Consider the following 18238-nt stretch of genomic DNA (forward strand, 5'->3'; position numbering starts at 1 on the left):
CCATGGACGCGCCCCAAGTTCCGTTCGCCCGCTCCTATTTGTTTGTGCCAGGCAACCGGCCGGAGCGTTTTGCCAAGGCGGCCGCCAGCGGCGCCGACGCGCTGATCCTGGACCTGGAAGACAGCGTGCCGGTGGCTGAGAAGGCCGCCGCCCGCGAGGCCGTGGGCCAGTGGCTGGCGGATTCGCCACCCCCCGTGCCGGCCTGGGTGCGGGTCAATCCGCTGACCAGCTTCCACCACCTGGACGACCTGCTGGTGGTGGCCAAGGGCCGGCCCACCGGCATCGTGCTGCCCAAGTGCGAAGGCATGGACGACCTGCTGTGGGTCGACAAGGTGCTGACCGAGGTCGAGCGCCGTGCCGGCTGGCCCAACCGCTCGGTGCTGGTGATGGCGATTGCCACCGAAACCGCCCGAGGCATGCAGCGCCTGCACAGCTTCCAGCACCCCATGGGACGGCTGGCTGGCATTTTGTGGGGCGCCGAAGACCTGGCCGCGGCCTTGGGGGTGCGCAGCCTGCGCGACGCCCAGGGCCAGTACCTGTCGCCGGCGCTGCAGGCCCGCGACGGCGCCTTGCTGGCCAGCCATGCCTGTGGCATTCCGGCCATCGACGCGGTTTACACCCGGCTCGACGACCCCGAGGGCCTGGCGGCGGAAACGCGCGCCCATGCGGCGCTGGGCTTTTCGGCCAAGGCCGCCATCCACCCGGCGCAGATTGCGGTCATTCACGAGGCCCTGCGGCCGGCTGACGACGACATCGCCTGGGCCCAGGAGGTGGTGGCGGAGTTGCAAGACGGCGCCAAGGCCTCGGGCCGGGTGCGGGGCACCATGGTGGACCAGCCGCATTTGAACGCGGCGCGGCGCATCCTCGCCGCCGCCCGCTGAAACGCCTCAGGCCTGGGCCGGGCGCTGGCGGATGTGGGTCGGGCCGACCCGGGCCTCGATGCGTTGCCGCTCGGCGTCGCGCAGGCCCAGCGCGAAAGCGGCCTCGGCCAGCACGAACAACGGGCCGATGACCAGGCCGACCAGGTCGTCCACAAACGCGGGCTTCTTGCCTTCGTAGTAGTGGCCGATGAACTGCAGCACCCAGCCCACCACGAACAGGCCGATGCCGCCGCCCAGCCACAGGGCGGTGCTTTGCGCCGCCAGCGCCTGGCCCACCCACAGCGCCGCGCCCATGGCCACCGCCATGGCCAAGCCAAAGCGCAGGTCCAGCAGCAGGTAGTAGGCCACCGTCAGGCTGGTGACGAGCAGTGCGGGCGTCAGCCAGCCCGCCGCGTCCAGGCCGGGGCGTGACAGCAGCGTGGCCACCGCCACCACGATCATGGGAATGCCAACGAAATGGGTGGCGATGTTGCGCCGGTCGCGGTGGTAGGCCGCGTACTGGGCGAGCTGGTCGGTCAGTGTTTTCATCGGTGCGCTCCGAACGGTGTCACCAGTCCACCAGGCTGAGCCCGACGCTCAGCACGGTGCGGCGACGGTTGTAATCTAGCAAACTGTCGCCGTAGCCGCTGAAAATCTGCGTGTGCAGGCGCAGGCTGCTCAGGTTGGCGTGGGCGCCGTCGTTGCCCAGCGCACTCAGCCACTCCAGGCGTGCCGAGCCGCGGGTGTCGGCGCGCAGGCTGTGGCGCACCGTCAGGCCCAGGGTGTTGTCGCGGTTGACGTTCCACATCCCCGTCACCTCGGCCCGGCCCACGTAGTTGCTGATGTCGGGGTTGTCGTCGTTGGCCGGGTTTTCGGGCACCCGGCGCCAGACCTTGCCCTGCAGCGTGAAGCGTTTGTCTTTTTCCAGGCCGGCCATCAAATAGCTGCGGTTCCAGCTGCGTGACAGCGGCAGCGTCTGGCCGTTGGACTGGTGCACCAGCCCCACGCCGGTGTAACGCAGCTGCCAGCCACCGGGCAGCTGGGCCTCGCTGGGGTAGGCGTAAATGACTTCGGGCTCGTGGTCGGTGTTGCGGAAGGGCCGCGACAAATGGGGGTTGAACAGCTGCCAGTACGACTGCTGGGTGTAGGCAAACCACAGCGAGTCTTTCAGCCGCGGGTGGTCGCCGGTCAGGATGTCCTTGGCGATCTTGGTCCGCACCGACAGCTGGATGCGGGTTTCGTGCCGGTTGTAGGGCTGGGCCGTGCTGGCGTTGTTGGTGGGCGAGGCCGAGGTGGGCTGGCCGTTGATGCTGCTGCCCTGGATGGCCGACAGGCTCAGCGGCCGGAAGCCGCGCAGCCCGAAATTGCCGCAGTCGGTGTCCGACTCCAGTTCCCAGAAGCGCGACAGCCGCGAATAGGCCTCGTTTTTGCACCCGTCCTGCAGCGTCAGCTTGATCACCACCGGCGCCGGCTCCTTGGTCGCCATGGCAGGGGCTGCCGCCGCTGGCGCAGACAGCGCGGCGGTGGCGGCCGGGGCGGCGGCCTGGCCGCGGGCCCAGCGGTCAAAACAGGCCAGCCGGTCGGCGTCGTCGCTGGCCAGAGCGGTGCAGGCCTGCCAGCCGGTCGCGGCGGCGGCCGGTGTGCCTTGGGCCTGGGTGGGGCCAGCGGCCAGCAGCAGGCCGCTGATCAGCATCAACATGGGGAGGGCGAAAGCAGGGTGGGGACGCATGGGCAAGGGCTTTCGGGTGGGTGGTGGGTGCGTGGGGCTGGCCTCAGCCGCCGCCTTCGCGCTGGGTCTGGGCCAGCTGCGAGGCCGTGGCGCGCTGGGCAAACTCGGCCCGCAAGGCCTTGAGTTTCTCGCGCGGATTTTCCTTCACCGTGGCCTGGTCCAGCGCCATTTCGGCAATGAAGCGGCTGGGTTTGGCGGCCACCATGTCGCGGCCTTTTTTGCGCTTCTTGGTCCAGCTCACCGCCAGCGTGTGCTGGGCCCGGGTGATGCCCACATACATCAGCCGGCGCTCTTCCTGCAGCTTTTGCAGAATGCTTTCCTGCGCCGCGCCGTCCAGCGGGCTGTCGCCGTCGTCGCCCAGCTTGAAGGGCAGCATGCCCTCGGTCACGCCGACCAGCATCACATGCGGCCATTCCAGGCCCTTGGAGGCGTGCAGCGTGGACAGGGTCACCACGTTCTGGTCTTGCTCGCGCTCACTGATGGTGGACAGCAGCGAGATGGTCTGCGCCACCTCCAGCAGGCTTTTCTTCTCCGTGCCCAGGCTGACGCCGGCGGCGTCGTCGATCTCGCCACCGCAGCGTTTGGCCATCCAGTCGCAGAAGTCCATCACATTGGTCCAGCGGGCGGCGGCCAGCTTCTCGCTGTCTTCGCCGTCGTAGAGGTGTTTCTCGTAGTCGATATCCTTCAGCCACTGCATCAGAAAGGCCAGCCCGTCCTCGGCGCCGCTGGTGTGGCGGGCGCGGAACTCCAGGTCGTTCACAAAGCGGCCGAACTCGTGCAGGCTGCCCACCGCGCGGGCCGGCAGCACGCTGGCCAGCGAGTTGCTGAACAGCGCCTCGAACAGGCTCAGCTTGTAGCGGCTGGCAAAGGCGCCCAGCTGCTGCAGCGTCTGGTGGCCGATGCCGCGTTTGGGCGTGGTCACCGCGCGCAGAAAGGCCGGGTCGTCGTCGTTATTGACCCAGAGCCGGAACCAGGCGCACAGGTCCTTGATTTCGGCGCGGTCAAAAAAGCTCTGGCCACCCGACACCTTGTACGGGATGTTGGCCTTGCGCAGCGCCTGCTCGAACACCCGGGCCTGGTGGTTGGCGCGGTACAGCACCGCAAAGTCCTTCAGCTCTATGCGCGGCGGCCCGGCGGTGGGTGCGGCACCGGCGCGGATGCTCTGGATGCGGGCCACCGCGCGCTCGGCCTCGTGCTCTTCGTTGTCGGCGTCCACCACCCGCACCGGCTCGCCCTCGCCCAGCTCGCTGAACAGCTTTTTCGGGAACAGCTTGGGATTCGGGCCGATGACGTTGTTGGCCGCGCGCAGGATGGCGTTGGTGGAGCGGTAGTTCTGCTCCAGCTTGACCACCTTGAGCTGCGGGAAGTCAATCGGCAGCTTGCGCAGGTTGTCCAGCGTGGCGCCGCGCCAGCCGTAAATGCTCTGGTCATCGTCGCCCACCGCGGTGAAGCGGCCCCGCTCACCCACCAGGTGCTTGAGCACCTCGTACTGGGTGGCGTTGGTGTCCTGGTACTCGTCCACCAGCACATGGCCCAGCTGGGCCTGCCATTTCTCGCGCACCTCGGCGTGCTCGGCCAGCAGTTTCAAGGGCAGGCCGATCAGGTCGTCGAAGTCCACGCTCTGGTAGGCCGCCAGCCGCTCCTCGTACAGCGCCATGATGCGGGCGGTGATGCGTTCGTTGTCGTCTTTGGCCTGGGCGTCGGCCTGGGCGGCGTTCAGCCCCATGTTTTTCCACAGGCTGATGGCCCACTGGTACTGGCGGGCGGTGGCCGCGTCGACCCCGCCGCCGCAGTCCTTGATCAGACTGGTGACGTCGTCGCTGTCGAGGATGCTGAACTGCGGTTTCAGGCCCAGCACCGCGCCGTCTTGCCTGAGCATGCGCACACCCAGCGCGTGGAAGGTGCAGACCAGCACCTCCTTGGCGGCGCGGCCAATCAGGCCCTTGGCGCGCTCGCGCATCTCGGCCGCGGCCTTGTTGGTGAAGGTGATGGCGGCAATGCGGCTGGCCGGCAGGCCGGCCTGGATCAGCCGGCCGATCTTCTGCGTGATGACCCGGGTCTTGCCCGAGCCGGCGCCAGCCAGCACCAGGCAGGGGCCACTCATGTAGTTCACGGCTTCTTGTTGGGCCAGGTTCAGGCCGGACAGGTCAAGGCGGGGGACAGCAGACATCAGGGGGAGGGCACAGGGACAGGGGGAACGCGGAGGCCGCAGCGGGGCGGGCGGCCCATCATAGCCACCCCGGGCCCCGGCAGACGCCTGGCCTGACAATAGGCCGGTGCTGCAGATCCTGAGCGTCACTTTTCCCTTTTTTGCGCTGGTGCTGGCCGGTTTTGTGGCCGGCCGCGGCCGGCTGCTGCCGCTGGACGCCATCCCCGGCCTGAACACCTTCGTGTTGTACTTTGCATTGCCCTGCATGCTGTACCGCTTTGGCGCCACCACGCCGATCGCTGAATTGCTGGACGCCCGGGTGCTGGGCCTGTACCTGGCTTGTTCGCTGGTGTTGCTGGCCGCGGTGGTGGCCTTCAGCCTGAACCCCCGCATCCGCTGGAACGACGCGGCCTTTGGCGGCCTGGTGGCGGTGTTTCCCAACACCGGTTTCATGGGCGTGCCGCTGCTGGTGGCCCTGCTGGGCAAGGCGGCGGTGGGGCCCATCATCGTGACCCTGGTGGTCGACATGGTGATCGTCTCTTCGCTGTGCATCGCACTGTCGCGGCTGGATGGCGCCGGAAGCCATGGCGCGGCGGTGGCGGCCCGCCAGGCGCTGGCTGGCGTGGCCCGCAACCCCATGCCCTGGGCGATTCTGCTGGGCAGCCTGGCCTCGGCGCTGCAGGTGCAGCTGCCGGCGCCTGTCACGCAGACGGTGGGCCTGCTGGCCGACGCCGCCTCACCGGTGGCGCTGTTCACCATCGGCGCGGTGCTGGCCCGTTCGCAGATGTTGACGGCCAGCGGCGCCCGCGCCGCCACCGCTGCGCGCGACCTGTGGCCGGTGGTGCTGGCCAAGCTGGTGGGCCATCCGCTGCTGGTGTGGGGCGCGGGCACGGCGGCCATCGCCGCCGGCCTGGCGCTGGCGCCATTCAGTTTGAAGGTGCTGGTGCTGCTGGCCGCCCTGCCCAGCGCCAGCAACGTGGCCATGCTGGCCGAGCGCTTCGGCGCCGACAACGGCCGCATCGCCCGCATCATCCTCATCACCACCGCGGTGGCGTTTTTCAGTTTCTCGGCGGTGGTGGCTTTGTTGGCTTAGCGCTGCCCGCAGGTGGTGCACAGGGCGGTTTTGCCGCCGGACCGCCCCAAGGCGAAGTGCGGCCCCCTCGGGGCTGAGGGCTGCGGCTCCAAGCCTGCCTGCGCAGGCTTGGACAGCCCGAAGAACCGCTGCGTCTCGCAGCGGTACGTCCAGCGAGCGACACGCAGTGCGCGAGCGTGGGGGCTTAAATGGCCAGCGGGTCCACATCAATCGCCCAGCGCAGCACCCCCTTGTGTTCGGGCCGGCGACGCTCTTCGTGCAGCACCGCCTGCCAGGCCGCCAGAAAACGCTGCAGCGCCGGGCGGGACGCGGCCTCCACCAGCATCTGCGCCCGCTCCACGTTGGCCACCCGCTGCACAGCCATCGGCACCGAGGGGTAGCGCACCACCTGGTCGGCGCCGGCCAGGTGGTCGGCGGCCCGGCTGGCGGCGTTCAGAAAGGCCTGGGCCACCTCTTGGCTGCGGGCGTCGGTGCGCACCAGGGCCTGGAAGCTGAAGGGCGGCACGCTGGCCATAGCCCGTTCTTCGAGCTGCTGGGCGGCAAAACCAGGATAGTCGTGGCGGCGCAGCGCGGCAAACAGCGGGTGATCGGGGTGGTGGGTTTGCAGCCAGACCTGGCTCTGGCCGCTGCGGGCGGCGTCGCGGCCAGCCCGGCCGGCGGCCTGCATCAGCAACGCGAACAGCCGCTCGGCGGCGCGGAAGTCGCTGGAGAACAACGCACCGTCGGGGTTGACGGCGGCCACCAGGCCGATGCGCCGGAAATCATGGCCCTTGGCAATCATCTGTGTGCCCACCAGCACGTCCACCGCACCGGCATGGACCTGGGCCAGCTGGGCTGCCAGCTCGCCCTTGGCCCGGGTGCTGTCGGCGTCGATGCGGGCCACCCGCACCGGGCTGCCGTCGGGCCGCAACAGGCCGGCCAGCAGCTGGCCCAGCTGTTCTTCGAGCTGCTCCGTGCCCTGGCCCAGCGGCACGATGTCGGGGTCGCCACAGGCCGGGCAGGCGCGCGGCACCCGCTCGGTCATGCCGCAATGGTGGCAGCGCAGCGTGCGGTCCAGCTTGTGGAAGACCCGCCAGGCGCTGCAATGCGGGCAGTCGCTTTTCCAGCCGCAGCCGGCGCAGTGCAGCACCGGGGCATAGCCGCGCCGGTTCAGAAACACCAGCGCCTGCTCGTTCCGGGCCACGCAGTCGGCGATGGCCGCCAGCAGCGCCGGGGCAAACACCGTTTTGCGCGGCTGCAGCCGCATGTCGACCAGTTTCACCTGGGGCCAGGCGCCGTCGCCGACCCGGCTGGGCATGGCCAGCCGCACATAACGGCCGCCCTCGGCCGCCGGCCGGCTGTGGTGCCAGCTTTCCAGCGAAGGCGTGGCCGAACCCAGCAGCACCTGGCAGGGCGCGGTTTTGCTTTCCAGCTGGGCACGGTAAACCGCCAGGTCGCGCGCCGAGTAACGGGCACCGTCCTGTTGTTTGTAGCTGGGGTCGTGTTCCTCGTCGACCACGATCAGCCGCAGCCGGGGCAGCGACACAAACACCGCCATCCGGGTGCCCAGCACGATGCGGGCCGCGCCCTGGTGGGCGGCCAGCCAGCTTTGCAGCCGCTGCGGCGGTGTCATGCCGCTGTGTTGCGACACCACCGTGTCGGCGCCGAAACGTTCGGCAAAGCGGGCCTCCAGCTGCGGTGTCAGGTTGATCTCCGGCACCATCACCAGCGCCTGGGCCGCCGGGTCGGCCGCCAGCAGCCGGGCCACAGCCTGCAGATAGACCTCGGTCTTGCCGCTGCCGGTGGCACCAAACAGCAGAAACGGCCCGGGCTGGGCCGCCATCTGGGCCAGCACCTCGGCCTGCTCGGGCGTCAGCGCCGGGCCGGCGGGCCGGGCGGCGGGAGCGGCGCCGGCCTGCTGGGCCTTGGCCAGGCGTTTGAGCCGGCGGGCCAACTGGGTGGCGTCCAGGTCGCGCAGCGCCGGCGGCAAGGCGGCCACCGCCACCTCGCCCAGCGCGCGTTGGTAATACGCCGCAGCGAAAGCCACCAAATGCCGCCAGGTGTCGGACAGCGGGGCGATGCCGTCCAAAATGGTGCCCACCGGCCGCAGGCCGTCATCCACCCCGGCCGGGCCCTCACTGTCTGTGTGTTCCCACACCACCCCCAGCACCTCGCGCGAGCCCAGGGGCACGCGCACCAGCGTTCCCGACGCGAGTGGCAACTCACTTTCGTAGGTCAGCAGGCCGCCCAGCGCGCTGTGGGCGGGCAACTGGACGGCGATCTGGGCGTGGACGGGCATGGGCAACGGGTCGCTTAGCGGGAGTTCTTCAGGTCAACTTGCGGAAACACTTGTAAGTGGCTGATTTGAATGGGTTTTCGCTGAAGTTCAGTTTTTCTGTGGATAACTTTGTTGATAGCTTGTCGGCGGCGGCGCCAAAGCCTTGTCAATCAAGGCTTTGGACAAAATGCCCTCAAATCAAGCAGTCTGTGAAACCCATATGAATCAAGCACTTAGCGTCGCTACAGCTTTTGTAGCGATGGGCGGTCCGCTGGCACCTTGTTGCACCGCCGCATCCCAACTTTTGTGCATAAGTCAAGTGCCATGGGAATATTCACCACTGGACAAGCGTGAAAAAAACCACCTCAAATCGCCGCGCCGGGTTCGGCGGACGACGCTTGAAGTGTGAGATTTGTCACGCTTGATCTCAATTTTGTAGCGCCCCACCCAGCGTTTGTGGGCGGGGCCGCCGGGCGCGCCGCTCAGGCCCGCATGCGGCGCGAGTAGGTGTGCACCGCCTCCACCAGGGCCGCCACATGCTCGGGCGGGGTGTACTGGCTGATGCCATGGCCCAGATTGAAGATGTGGGTGGGGCCGGTCTGGCTGGGGTCGGTGTGGGGCACACCGAAACTCTCCAGCACCTTGGCCACCTCGGCCTGGATCTGCGCCGGCGGGGCAAACAACACATTGGGGTCGATGTTGCCTTGCAGCGCCTTGTGACCGCCCACGCGGGCACGGGCCTGGCCGAGGTTGACGGTCCAGTCCAGGCCCAGCACCTCGCAGTCCAGTCCACCCATTTCCTCAAGCCACAGGCCACCGCCTTTGGTGAAAACCAGGCGGGGAATGCGCTGGCCGTTGTGTTCCTTCTTCAGCTGCGCCAGCACCCGGGCGGTGTAGGCCAGGCTGAACTTCTGGAAGGCGCCGTCGGCCAGCACGCCGCCCCAGCTGTCAAAAATCATCACCGCCTGGGCACCGGCCTCGATCTGGGTGTTGAGGTAGAGCGCCACCGCGTCGGCATTGACCTGCAGCATCTTGTGCATCAGGTCGGGGCGGCTGTACAGCATGGTCTTGACCAGCCGGTAGTCGTCCGAGCCCTTGCCCTCGACCATGTAGCAGGCCAGCGTCCAGGGGCTGCCGGAGAAACCGATCAGCGGCACCCGGCCGTTCAAGGCCTTGCGGATGGAGGTGACGGCGTCAAACACGTACTGCAGCTTGGCCATGTCGGGCACTTCGAGCCGGGCCACCGCGGCCTCGTCACGCACCGGTGTGGCGAAGCGCGGGCCCTCGCCCTGCGCAAAGCTCAGGCCCAGGCCCATGGCGTCTGGGACGGTCAGGATGTCGCTGAACAGAATGGCCGCGTCCAGCGGGTAGCGCTCCAGCGGCTGCAGCGTGACCTCGGTGGCGAAATCGGTGTTGGTGGCCAGGCCCATGAAGCTGCCCGCCTTGGCCCGGGTGGCGCAGTACTCGGGCAGGTAGCGGCCAGCCTGGCGCATCAGCCACACGGGGGTGTGGTCGGTGGCCTGGCGCCAGCAGGCGCGCAGAAAACGGTCGTTTTGCAGGGGGGCGAAGGCGGATGAAGCGGTCATGGGGAGAGATTGTCGCAGGGTCATCGGGTCCGCCCATTCAGTGCACACCCTGCCCAGCGCGGGCGGCGGCCGGCGCTGTTCCGCGCCAGAACAATTTGGCGCAGGGAAAACCCTGCGTCGCGCCGCAGTGCCATTTTTCAGAAGATGACCCCGCTTTGTTCACCGGCCCGGGCGTCCCTCTGGCGGCCCGGCCGCAAGCACGCAGCCACAACGACACACAGGAGATACCCACATGAAAATCAAACACCCACTGGCCTGCGGCCTGGCCCTGTTGGCCCTGTTGGGCGGCGCCCAGGCCCAGAGCCTGGACGACCTGAAACGCGACAACGCCACGCCCGGCAATGTGCTGACCTATGGCATGGGCTACAACAACCAGCGCTACAGCCCGCTGAAGCAAATCAACGCCGGCAATGCCGCCAAGCTGCACCCGGTCTGGGCCTACAGCCTGAACAACCCGCAAAGCCAGGAATCGCAGCCCATCGTGCACGACGGCGTGATGTACGTCACCACCCACAACACCACGGTGGCGCTGAACCCCCTCACCGGCAAGCAGTTGTGGAAGAACGAGATCGAGCTGCCGCAGGACGTGTTCAAGATGGCCTGCTGCGGCATCTTGAACCGCGGCGCCGCCATCTATGACGGCAAGATTTTCCGCACCACGCTGGACGCCCATGTGATCGCGCTGGACGCCAAGACCGGCAAGCAGCTGTGGAAGAGCAAGGCCGCCGACTACCAGAACGGCCAGGCCATGACCAGCGCGCCGCTGATCGCCAATGGCGTGGTGCTGACCGGCATCGCCGGCGGCGAGTACGGCACCCGCGGCTTCATCGACGGCTGGGACCCGGCCACCGGCAAGCACCTGTGGAAGTTCTACACCACCACCGCGCCCGACCAGAAGGGCGGCGACAGCTGGCCCGGCGACACCCACACCAAGGGCGGTGCCCCCACCTGGCTGACCGGCGCCTACGACCCCGAGCTGGACCTGGTCTACTGGGGCACCGGCAATGGCGGCCCGTGGAACCCCAACGCGCGCAAGGGCGACAACCTCTACATCGCCTCGGTCGTCGCCATCCGGCCCAAGACCGGCGAGCTGGTCTGGCATTACCAGTTCAGCCCCAACGACCCCTATGACTACGACGCCACCGAGGTCGGCATGCTGCTGGACATGAAGGTCGGCGGCAAGTCGCGCAAGGTGCTGGCCCAGGCCAACCGCAACGGCTTCTTCTACGTGCTCGACCGCGCCAGCGGCGAACTGCTGACCGCCAACCCCTATGTCAAGGTCAACTGGGCCGAACGCATCGACCTGAAAACCGGCCGCCCCGTGCTCACCGAAACCGACCGCAAGGCCCGCGCCGGCGAAGACGTGGAGATCTTCCCGTCGGTGCTGGGTGGCAAGAACTGGAGCCCGATGTCGTGGAACCCGGCCACCGGCCTGGCCTATGCCAACACCCTCAACATCAGCTGGCCCTACCAGCTGGCCAAGCCCGAGTACAAAAAGGGCGAGTGGTATTTGGGCGTGAACTTCCGCGGCGTCAACATGCCCAAGAACGAACCGCATGGCTATTTGAGCGCCATCGACCCGCTGACCGGCAAGAGCAAATGGCAGCTGGCCTGGCCTGGTCAGCCCAGCATGGCCGGCACGCTGTCCACCGGCGGCGGTTTAGTGTTCACCGGCGCGGCCACCGGCGAGTTCATCGCGGTCGACGCCAACAGCGGCAAGAAGCTGTGGGAGTTCCAGACCAGCTCCGGCATCATCGGCCTGCCCATCACCTGGGAGCAGAACGGCAAACAGTACGTGACCGTGGTCTCGGGCTCGGGTGGCGTCTGGGCCCTGCTGGGTGACGAGCGCATGGCACAGACCCCGGCCGGTGGCTCGGTCTGGACCTTCGCCGTCAACTGATGCGGGCGCCACGCACGCTCGTGGCCACCGCCTGCCTGGCCCTCGCGGGGGCCGTGCAGGCGGGGCCGTTCAGCACCGAGCAGATCAACCAGGGCCGGGACCAGTTCCACCGCACCTGCGCCCAGTGCCATGGCCGCAACATGGTCAACTCCGGCACCACCAGCTACGACCTGCGGCATTTCCCCACCGACCAGGAGGAACGCTTCCTGAACTCGGTTCGCAACGGCAAGGGCAACATGCCCTCGTTCAAGGAGGCGCTGGACGACGGCGCCATCCGCGCGCTGTGGGCCTATGTGGGCTCGCGCGGCGGCAAGGAACCCTGATGCCGCGTCGTTTTGCCGTTGGGCTGGCGCTGGGTCTGGCCCTGGCCGGTGCCCAGGCCCAGACCGCCCCACCCGCCGCGCCCGAGCCACTCAAGGTCTGCATGGCCGAAGACAACGGCGTCCTGTCGCAGGCCCGTGGCGGTTCGCTGCGCGGCTTTGACCTGCTGCTGGCCCAGGCCATTGCCGCCGAGCTGGGCCGCGAGCTGCAGGCCGTGCCCTTCGAGGCCGAGACCGACAGCGACAGCCCGCTGGCCTTCGAGGTCAATGCCTTGCTGTCGGCCGGCGTGTGTGAGCTGGCCACCGGTTTTCCGCTGCTGCATGCCGACCTGGGCAAGCCGGCCCGCGCGCTGTTCCGCACCCCCGACCATCCCGGCGCCCCGCCCCGGCGCAGCCGGCCGCTGGTGCCGCTGGGTCACCTGGTGGCCAGCCAGCCCTACCACGCCATGGCCTTGACGGTGGTGCAGCGCCCCGGTGCCGCCCCGGTGTCCAGCCTGGCCGACCTGGCCGGTCGAAAGACTGGCGCGGTGGCCGGCACGCTGGAAGGCACGCTGGTGCTGATGTACCGGCAAGGCCTGCTGGTGCCGGGCATGGTCACGCTGGCGCAGAACGAGGACCGCTGGGCCGCGCTGGCCTCGGGCCGCATCGACGCCTTGCTGGTCTCGGCCGCCGCCTTTGACACCCACCGCCAGCGCCACCCCGAGGCCGCGCTGCAGGCCGGGCCGCTGGTGCTGCCGCTGGGCATCAACCTGGGCCTGGTGGCACTCGACACCCGGCCCGCGCTGCTGGCCGCGGCCAACCGGGTGCTGGCGCGGGCGCAGGATCAGGGCGAGCTGCAGCGCTGGGCCCAGGCCAGCGGCCTGAGCTGGACCGCGCCCACCCAGCCTGCGGTGTCGGCCGGCCTGTTGCTGCCCGACCTGCTGCGCTGACCCCGCCCCGGTGTGTCGCCGCCGCTGCCTAGGTGTCGCCGCCGCTGCCTAGAATGGGCGGCGGCTGGCGCTGTGCCGGCTGGAAAGAAGCCTGCGATGAAACACCTGCTGACCGCCTCCTTGCTGTTGTTGACCCTGGGCGGCGCCCGGGCTGAAACCGTGGGCGACGTCAGCACCACCTTCAAGCTGTTGAGCCCCAACGACAAGATCGTGGTCGACGTGTTCGACGACCCCGATGTGGACGGCGTGGCCTGCTATTTGTCGCACGCCAAGACCGGCGGCTACAAGGGCGCGCTGGGCCTGGCCGAAGACACGGCCGACGCCTCAGTGGCCTGCCGCCAGGTCGGTGCGCTGGCCTTCAAGGGCAAGATCCCGCTGCAGGAGGAGGTGTTCAATGCCCGCTCGTCGTTCCTGTTCAAGCATGTCCGGGTGGTCCGCATGGTGGACGCCAAACGCAACACCCTGGTCTACCTGGTCTATTCCGACAAACTGATCGACGGCAGCCCCAAGAACAGCATCACCGCCGTGCCGGTGCCGGCGGGCGTGCCGATTCCGGTGAAGTAAGCCGCCCGGCTGGCCACAGGCCCGCACTCAGACCAGCAGCGTGGCCATGGCCCACAGCACCAGCAGACCCCCCAGCCAGTGGCCCAGCCGGGCGCCGGCCGGCGTCAGTTTTTCGACCAGCACGATCAGCGTGAGCGCGGCGATCCAGACCAGGTTCATTACCCCGCCGACAAAAAGCAGGGCCATCAAGGCCCAGCAGCAGCCGACGCAATAGGCCCCGTGGCGCAGGCCCAGGCCCAGGCTACCCCGCCAGCCCGGCCGCCAGTGGCGCGTCAGAAACCCCACGGGTGAACGGCATTGCGCCAAGCAGGCCCGTTTGAGCGGCGAACACTGGTACAGCCCGGCGGCGAACAACACGGTGGCCGAGAACCCGGCGCTGCGCGACCACAGCATCATCTCGGACAGCAACCCGGCAGGCCCGAGCGCTTGCTGCAACAGGGCCGCCGCCACCGAGAAGGCCAACCAGGCCACCAGGTAGCCCGCCAGCAGCCCCGCCGAGAGCCCGCCGGCGGCGCCGTTGGCCGGCGCATGGTGGCGCAGCACCCGCTGGTAGAGCAGCACCAGCGGAGCGGCGCTGGGGGTCATCATCGCCGCCATCATCACCCACCACATGGACACCACCACCCACAGGTCGGCGTCCATCAGGCCGCCGGGGTCGGTCTGCAGGTGGGGAAACAGGCTGAGCGTGGTCATGTCCAGCGCCGACATGCCCATGCCGGCGCCCTGCCACAGGTAGACCCAGGCCAGCAGCACCATCACCACCATGCCGGCGACGGTGACGACCCGCTCGCGTTCGAGCAGGCCCCAGGCGCCGCTCATGCCGCGGCGCGGTGGCGGATCAGCCCCTGGTTGTTCATGTGCAGCTGGGCGAACTGCGCGTAGCTGTCCTTCAGGTCGAGGCTGATGGCGCCGCGTGAGCGGCTGGTGCCCGAGCCGACCTCCGCGATCTCGTACTCGAAGCCATGCGGCAGGTCGATGCGGGCCCGGTGCTCCTGGCCGGTGATGGGGTTGCGGATGGGCTCGCCCACCAGGTCGAACACGCCGGCGGCGCGCACCTTGCCACGCCGGGCCTCGATGTCGACCTCGTAGTCGATGTCGGTGAAGATGGGCTCGAAGACCTGCTCCAGCGTGGTGGCGAACACCGCGAACATGGTGGCAAAGGGGTCGGTGTCCTGGCCGGACATGATTTTCAGCAAGGCCTCGCGCTGCGCCGGACTGGCGCTGGCATCGACGATGGGCTGGCACTTGCCCTTGCCCAGATGGATGGGCCCCGGCCACTGGAACACCACCGCCATTTTCAGGCCATCGAGGCGCACGTCACCGTGGTGGCCCCTGACGATGGCGATGGCCCCCATGGCCTCGCAAAACCCCTTGGTGGGCAGCGCATTGAACTGGCAGGGGCAACCGTAGTCGCAGTTGCAGTTGATCAGCTCGCTGCCTTGGATTTCCCAGGGGGTCATAGCCATCTCCTTGTGTGTGGGCACCAGCGGTCAGATTAGGTCAGGCGGTCGGTGGTGTCAAACCACCCGCGGTGCATCCGATCGGCGCCGGCTCAGTTCCAGGGCCGCATTTCCACCCGCAGCGTGCCACGCAGCCCGGGGCGGGACTTCTGGGCGATGGCGATGTCGAAGGCGTAACCGCGGGGCTGACCCTGGGCGTCCTTCAGGGCGTAGAGCGTGGCGTCGGTGCCGGGCTTGCCGGGGTTGATGTCTTGATAGCCGTACTTGATGCGCCAGCCCGACGGGGCGCTGCTGTCGGGGATGGCCTCAACCAGGATCAGCTCGCGGTAGACGAAGCCGCCCTCATAGTGGCGCTTCAGGAACAGCACGCCGTCGACCTCGTAGTCCGGCACCAGCACCTTCAGGTCGAAGGCGAAGCTCACCGAGCCCGAGGCCTTGACGCTTTTCTTCGGGTCCAGAAACACCGAGAACAGGTGGGGGCTCATGGCCCGGTTGGGCACGCGCGTGGCGCGCTCGGTGCCGGTGAAGAGCTGGTCGAAGCTGCGGAAGATGGCCGAGTTCTCACGCGCCTCGCGCCGGGTGATCTGCCACTGGCAGCCGCGCACGCTGCCCACCACCTCGAACTGGTAGGAGGCCTTCACGTTCTTGCCGGCGTCCAGCGCCGTCTGCACCTCCGCCGGCAGCGAGATCTCGTCGATGTCCAGGATGCCGTCCGCGCGCAGCTCACCGAACAGAAAACGGGTCAGGTTCTGGTAACCCTCTTCCGAGTTGACGATGCCGTAATGCCCGGAATGGCTGCGGTTGACAAAGGCCCGGGGGGAGCTGATGTCGCTGCCGTCCGGTCCTGGGCCATGGGTGGTGGCGTTCTCGATGCGCACCAGGCCGTCGCTGGCGTCGCCGGCGGCCCAGGCCGACAGGCCGCCGCCCACCAGGTAGTCGCGTGGGTTGGTGCCCACCAGGTTGAAGATGCGCTCGGGCGGGAAATTCTTCACCACCGACACGTCGTCGCCCGGCGGCAGGGCCATGTACTGGGCCATGCGGGCGCGGTTGAAGTTGTTGACGTCACCGAACGACAGCCAGCCCGGCACGTTGCGCACGATGCGCATGTCGATGCCGTTGTGCGGCGTGGCGTAGGTGAAGAGCTTGTCGACAGCGCCGCGCGCCTCGGCCGAGCCCAGCGCTGGGTTTTGCAGGAAGGCGCGGCAGACCAGGCCCCCCATGGAGTGCGCCACCAGGTGGACCCGAAAGTCCGGTGGTGCCACCCGGTTTTGTTTGTTGGCACAGACCTTGTCGCGCAGCTTCAGGATCAGCCGGTCCAGGCCCTTGGCGAACTGCTCAATGGGCGGTGTTTCGCCGCTGCCGAAGTCCTTGGAGGCGTCGTCGTAGTAGCGGTAGATGACGATGCTGCGGTAGGGCACGGCATGCTCGGCCCGCTCGGCCGCCAGCAGGTCGTCGCCGTCGACAAACACGTCCTGGTAGCCGTGGTCGCCCATCAGCCGCACCAAGGGCGACTCGAAGTAGAAGCGCCGCACCTCGCCGGTCCAGGCCATGCGCGCCTTGGTCGAACCGATGTTGAAACCCATGTAGGGGTCGGCCACCGTCTCCTCGATCTCGCCCTGCGTCGCCGCGAAGCCCCGCACGTAGATGATGGGGTGAAAGGGGTGCTGCGAATTCGGCATGGCGACCTCTCTGGGGTGGGAGGGAACGATGCCGAATTGTGATTCAACCGGGTGGCCTGCGCCAGCTGGGGTGCGCAGTTGCACCGACGGTGGAACCGGCGGCGAACGTGGCCGCGACCATGCGCAGCCTTTCTTCCAGCCCGGGTGCGGCGAAGTCGAGGAAAGCGCGCAGTTTCAGGGGGATCAGCCGCTTGCTCGGGTAGACCAGGTTGACTGGCACCTGCTCGCTGTCAAAGCGCTGCAGCACAGGCACCAGAACGCCTTGTGCCACATGCGGTGCCACCTGGTAGGTGGTGGCTTGCACCAGCCCCAGGCCGTCGATCGCGGCCTGCAAGGCAGACTCCGGTGTGGTGGTTGACAGCCGAACCGGCACCGGCACCTTTTGCAGACGGGTCTGGTCGCCGTCGCGCACCTGGAACTCCCACACCTTGTGCGGCCCCAGCGCTGTCCAGCTGAGGCAGGCATGGTGTTGCAGGTCGGCCAGGTCCTGCGGCGTGCCCCGTTCTGCCAGGTAGTGTGGCGAGGCGCAGACCACCATGCGGATGTCGCCCAGATGGCGGGCCACCAGCGTGCTGTCGTGCAGCGCACCGATGCGCAGGGCGCAATCCACATGCTCCTCCACCAGGGCCACCACGCGGTCGGCCAGTTGCAGCTGCACGTTGACCTGCGGAAACGCACGCAGAAAGGCGTGCACCACCGGTTGCAGGTGTTTCTGCCCGAAGCCCAGCGGCGCTGTGATGATCAGGTCCCCCTGGGGTTGCCGGTACTCGCCGCTGACTTCTTCATCGGCTTCTTTCAGGTCGTCCAGCACGCGGCTGCAGGCCTCCAGGTAGCGACGGCCGCCATCGGTCAGCGCCACATGCCGGGTGGTGCGCACCAGCAGGCGCACGCCCAGGGCCTCTTCCAGCAGAGCCACCTTGCGGCTGACGTTGGCCACCGGAATGCCCAATGCGCGGCTGCCGGCCGAGAAGCCCCCATTTCTGGCCACGGCAACAAAGGCGGTGATGGCGTCCAGGCGGTCCATTTTCTTTAAAAACAAGAAAGTTATTCACAAAGATGGCTGATTATCAAATTGGATCACCTCAAAAACAATCTCTCCTGCGCCAATTTCGCGCTTTCTGAACCCAGGAGCCCCCGCATGTCCCGTCTCAACACCCCCGCCAGCATCGATGCTGCACCCGCGACCACCCACACGGCCCTGAAGGCCGTCGAGAAGCAGCTGGGCAGGGTCCCCAACCTGTTTCGTGTGGTCGCCAACAGCCCGTCGGCGCTGAATGGCTACCTGCAGCTGAGCGCTGCTGCATCCCACGGGGGGCTGGACGCAGCGATGCTGGAGCGCATCGCGCTGGCTGTGGCCGAAGTGAATGGCTGTGGCTACTGCCTGGCCGCCCACAGCTACCTCGGTCACCATGTGGCCAAACTGGACGCGGCCGAGGTGCAGGCCAACCGCCACGGCGCGTCCAGCGACCCACAGGCCGATGCCATCGTGCGGTTTGCAGCGGCCGTGGTGCGTGGGCGTGGCCATGTGACCGGCGAGGCCTTGAGCGCGGTGCGGCGTGCCGGTGTGACGGACGCCCAGGTGGTCGACATCGTGCTGGCGGTGGCGCTCAACACCTTCACCAACTACCTCAATGAAGTGGCCCAGACGGAAGTGGACTTCCCGGCCGTGCACGCCCTGGAGGCTGTGGCCTGAGGCCACGTGTCACGCCCAC

General features: G+C 68.1%; 16 protein-coding genes. 7 read left to right on the top strand and 9 right to left on the bottom strand.

The annotated features are described in order from the left end of the window. Positions 1–2: 2 nt before the first annotated feature. Complete coding sequence (locus AC4BAR_RS00180) at positions 3–881, top strand: HpcH/HpaI aldolase/citrate lyase family protein (protein ID WP_490625807.1); 879 nt, start codon at positions 3–5, stop codon at positions 879–881. Between the two features lie 6 nt (positions 882–887). Here AC4BAR_RS00180 and AC4BAR_RS00185 read toward each other — a convergent pair whose 3' ends face one another. The 3 genes from AC4BAR_RS00185 to AC4BAR_RS00195 form a co-directional block, all read right to left on the bottom strand. Beyond that, on the bottom strand, positions 888–1409 hold the full coding sequence (locus AC4BAR_RS00185) for an Mpo1 family 2-hydroxy fatty acid dioxygenase (protein WP_490625808.1): 522 nt from the start codon (positions 1407–1409) through the stop codon (positions 888–890). A 19-nt stretch (positions 1410–1428) separates the two neighbouring features. After that, the gene (locus tag AC4BAR_RS00190; RefSeq protein ID WP_490625809.1) at positions 1429–2559 is read right to left on the bottom strand and encodes a phospholipase A; all 1131 of its coding nucleotides are present in this window, start codon (positions 2557–2559) and stop codon (positions 1429–1431) included. A 73-nt stretch (positions 2560–2632) separates the two neighbouring features. Further along, complete coding sequence (locus AC4BAR_RS00195; RefSeq protein WP_490625810.1) at positions 2633–4759, bottom strand: ATP-dependent helicase; 2127 nt, start codon at positions 4757–4759, stop codon at positions 2633–2635. 106 nt (positions 4760–4865) lie between these two features. Between AC4BAR_RS00195 and AC4BAR_RS00200 the strand changes: the two genes are divergently transcribed. After that, positions 4866–5831, top strand: coding sequence for an AEC family transporter (locus AC4BAR_RS00200; protein WP_490625811.1), 966 nt, complete (start codon positions 4866–4868; stop codon positions 5829–5831). Between the two features lie 184 nt (positions 5832–6015). Here the strand turns inward: AC4BAR_RS00200 and priA are convergent, their stop codons facing one another. Together priA and hemE are read right to left on the bottom strand one after the other, a co-directional pair. Further along, a complete protein-coding gene (gene priA / locus AC4BAR_RS00205) occupies positions 6016–8109 on the bottom strand; it encodes a replication restart helicase PriA (RefSeq protein ID WP_490625812.1) in 2094 nt (697 codons plus the stop codon). A gap of 461 nt (positions 8110–8570) precedes the next feature. After that, a complete protein-coding gene (gene hemE / locus AC4BAR_RS00210; protein WP_490625813.1) occupies positions 8571–9674 on the bottom strand; it encodes a uroporphyrinogen decarboxylase in 1104 nt (367 codons plus the stop codon). A gap of 232 nt (positions 9675–9906) precedes the next feature. On the opposite strand from hemE, the gene AC4BAR_RS00215 reads away from it, so the two are divergent. The 4 genes from AC4BAR_RS00215 (at position 9907) to AC4BAR_RS00230 (ending at position 13387) form a co-directional block, all read left to right on the top strand. Beyond that, positions 9907–11574 carry a PQQ-dependent dehydrogenase, methanol/ethanol family gene (locus AC4BAR_RS00215; RefSeq protein WP_490625814.1) on the top strand — a complete coding sequence of 556 codons (1668 nt, stop codon included), beginning with the start codon at positions 9907–9909 and terminating at the stop codon, positions 11572–11574. A gap of 20 nt (positions 11575–11594) precedes the next feature. Continuing rightward, the gene (locus AC4BAR_RS00220) at positions 11595–11897 is read left to right on the top strand and encodes a c-type cytochrome (RefSeq protein WP_490625815.1); all 303 of its coding nucleotides are present in this window, start codon (positions 11595–11597) and stop codon (positions 11895–11897) included. Beyond that, complete coding sequence (locus tag AC4BAR_RS00225; RefSeq protein ID WP_490625816.1) at positions 11897–12823, top strand: substrate-binding periplasmic protein; 927 nt, start codon at positions 11897–11899, stop codon at positions 12821–12823. Before AC4BAR_RS00220 ends, AC4BAR_RS00225 begins: the two co-directional genes overlap by 1 nt. A 96-nt stretch (positions 12824–12919) precedes the next feature. After that, positions 12920–13387, top strand: coding sequence for a CreA family protein (locus AC4BAR_RS00230; RefSeq protein WP_490625817.1), 468 nt, complete (start codon positions 12920–12922; stop codon positions 13385–13387). 27 nt (positions 13388–13414) lie between these two features. Here AC4BAR_RS00230 and AC4BAR_RS00235 read toward each other — a convergent pair whose 3' ends face one another. The 4 genes from AC4BAR_RS00235 to AC4BAR_RS00250 all read right to left on the bottom strand — a co-directional run bounded on the left by AC4BAR_RS00235 (position 13415) and on the right by AC4BAR_RS00250 (position 17565). Continuing rightward, positions 13415–14206 carry a DUF2182 domain-containing protein gene (locus AC4BAR_RS00235; protein WP_490625818.1) on the bottom strand — a complete coding sequence of 264 codons (792 nt, stop codon included), beginning with the start codon at positions 14204–14206 and terminating at the stop codon, positions 13415–13417. Next, positions 14203–14847 carry a DUF1326 domain-containing protein gene (locus tag AC4BAR_RS00240; protein WP_490625819.1) on the bottom strand — a complete coding sequence of 215 codons (645 nt, stop codon included), beginning with the start codon at positions 14845–14847 and terminating at the stop codon, positions 14203–14205. The genes AC4BAR_RS00235 and AC4BAR_RS00240 overlap by 4 nt, the downstream gene beginning before the upstream one ends. 92 nt (positions 14848–14939) lie before the next feature. After that, complete coding sequence (locus AC4BAR_RS00245) at positions 14940–16526, bottom strand: PGAP1-like alpha/beta domain-containing protein (RefSeq protein ID WP_490625820.1); 1587 nt, start codon at positions 16524–16526, stop codon at positions 14940–14942. Between the two features lie 43 nt (positions 16527–16569). Continuing rightward, the gene (locus AC4BAR_RS00250) at positions 16570–17565 is read right to left on the bottom strand and encodes a LysR family transcriptional regulator (protein WP_490625821.1); all 996 of its coding nucleotides are present in this window, start codon (positions 17563–17565) and stop codon (positions 16570–16572) included. Between the two features lie 99 nt (positions 17566–17664). Here AC4BAR_RS00250 and AC4BAR_RS00255 point away from each other — a divergent pair, with 99 nt between their 5' ends. Continuing rightward, positions 17665–18219 (top strand): carboxymuconolactone decarboxylase family protein, encoded by a 555-nt coding sequence (locus AC4BAR_RS00255; RefSeq protein WP_490625822.1) that lies wholly within the window; start codon positions 17665–17667, stop codon positions 18217–18219. Positions 18220–18238 lie beyond the last annotated feature (19 nt).

This window comes from Rhodoferax sp. SPJ4, from assembly GCF_058216275.1.

Bases quoted from the DNA above. Each gene is read 5' to 3' on its own strand.
- AC4BAR_RS00180 (WP_490625807.1), top strand. From the start codon at position 3: ATGGACGCGCCCCAAGTTCCGTTCGCCCGCTCCTATTTGTTTGTGCCA.
- AC4BAR_RS00185 (WP_490625808.1), bottom strand. From the start codon at position 1,409: ATGAAAACACTGACCGACCAGCTCGCCCAGTACGCGGCCTACCACCGC.
- AC4BAR_RS00190 (WP_490625809.1), bottom strand. From the start codon at position 2,559: ATGTTGATGCTGATCAGCGGCCTGCTGCTGGCCGCTGGCCCCACCCAG.
- AC4BAR_RS00195 (WP_490625810.1), bottom strand. From the start codon at position 4,759: ATGTCTGCTGTCCCCCGCCTTGACCTGTCCGGCCTGAACCTGGCCCAA.
- priA (WP_490625812.1), bottom strand. From the start codon at position 8,109: ATGCCCGTCCACGCCCAGATCGCCGTCCAGTTGCCCGCCCACAGCGCG.
- hemE (WP_490625813.1), bottom strand. From the start codon at position 9,674: ATGACCGCTTCATCCGCCTTCGCCCCCCTGCAAAACGACCGTTTTCTG.
- AC4BAR_RS00215 (WP_490625814.1), top strand. From the start codon at position 9,907: ATGAAAATCAAACACCCACTGGCCTGCGGCCTGGCCCTGTTGGCCCTG.
- AC4BAR_RS00225 (WP_490625816.1), top strand. From the start codon at position 11,897: ATGCCGCGTCGTTTTGCCGTTGGGCTGGCGCTGGGTCTGGCCCTGGCC.
- AC4BAR_RS00230 (WP_490625817.1), top strand. From the start codon at position 12,920: ATGAAACACCTGCTGACCGCCTCCTTGCTGTTGTTGACCCTGGGCGGC.
- AC4BAR_RS00235 (WP_490625818.1), bottom strand. From the start codon at position 14,206: ATGAGCGGCGCCTGGGGCCTGCTCGAACGCGAGCGGGTCGTCACCGTC.
- AC4BAR_RS00240 (WP_490625819.1), bottom strand. From the start codon at position 14,847: ATGACCCCCTGGGAAATCCAAGGCAGCGAGCTGATCAACTGCAACTGC.
- AC4BAR_RS00245 (WP_490625820.1), bottom strand. From the start codon at position 16,526: ATGCCGAATTCGCAGCACCCCTTTCACCCCATCATCTACGTGCGGGGC.
- AC4BAR_RS00255 (WP_490625822.1), top strand. From the start codon at position 17,665: ATGTCCCGTCTCAACACCCCCGCCAGCATCGATGCTGCACCCGCGACC.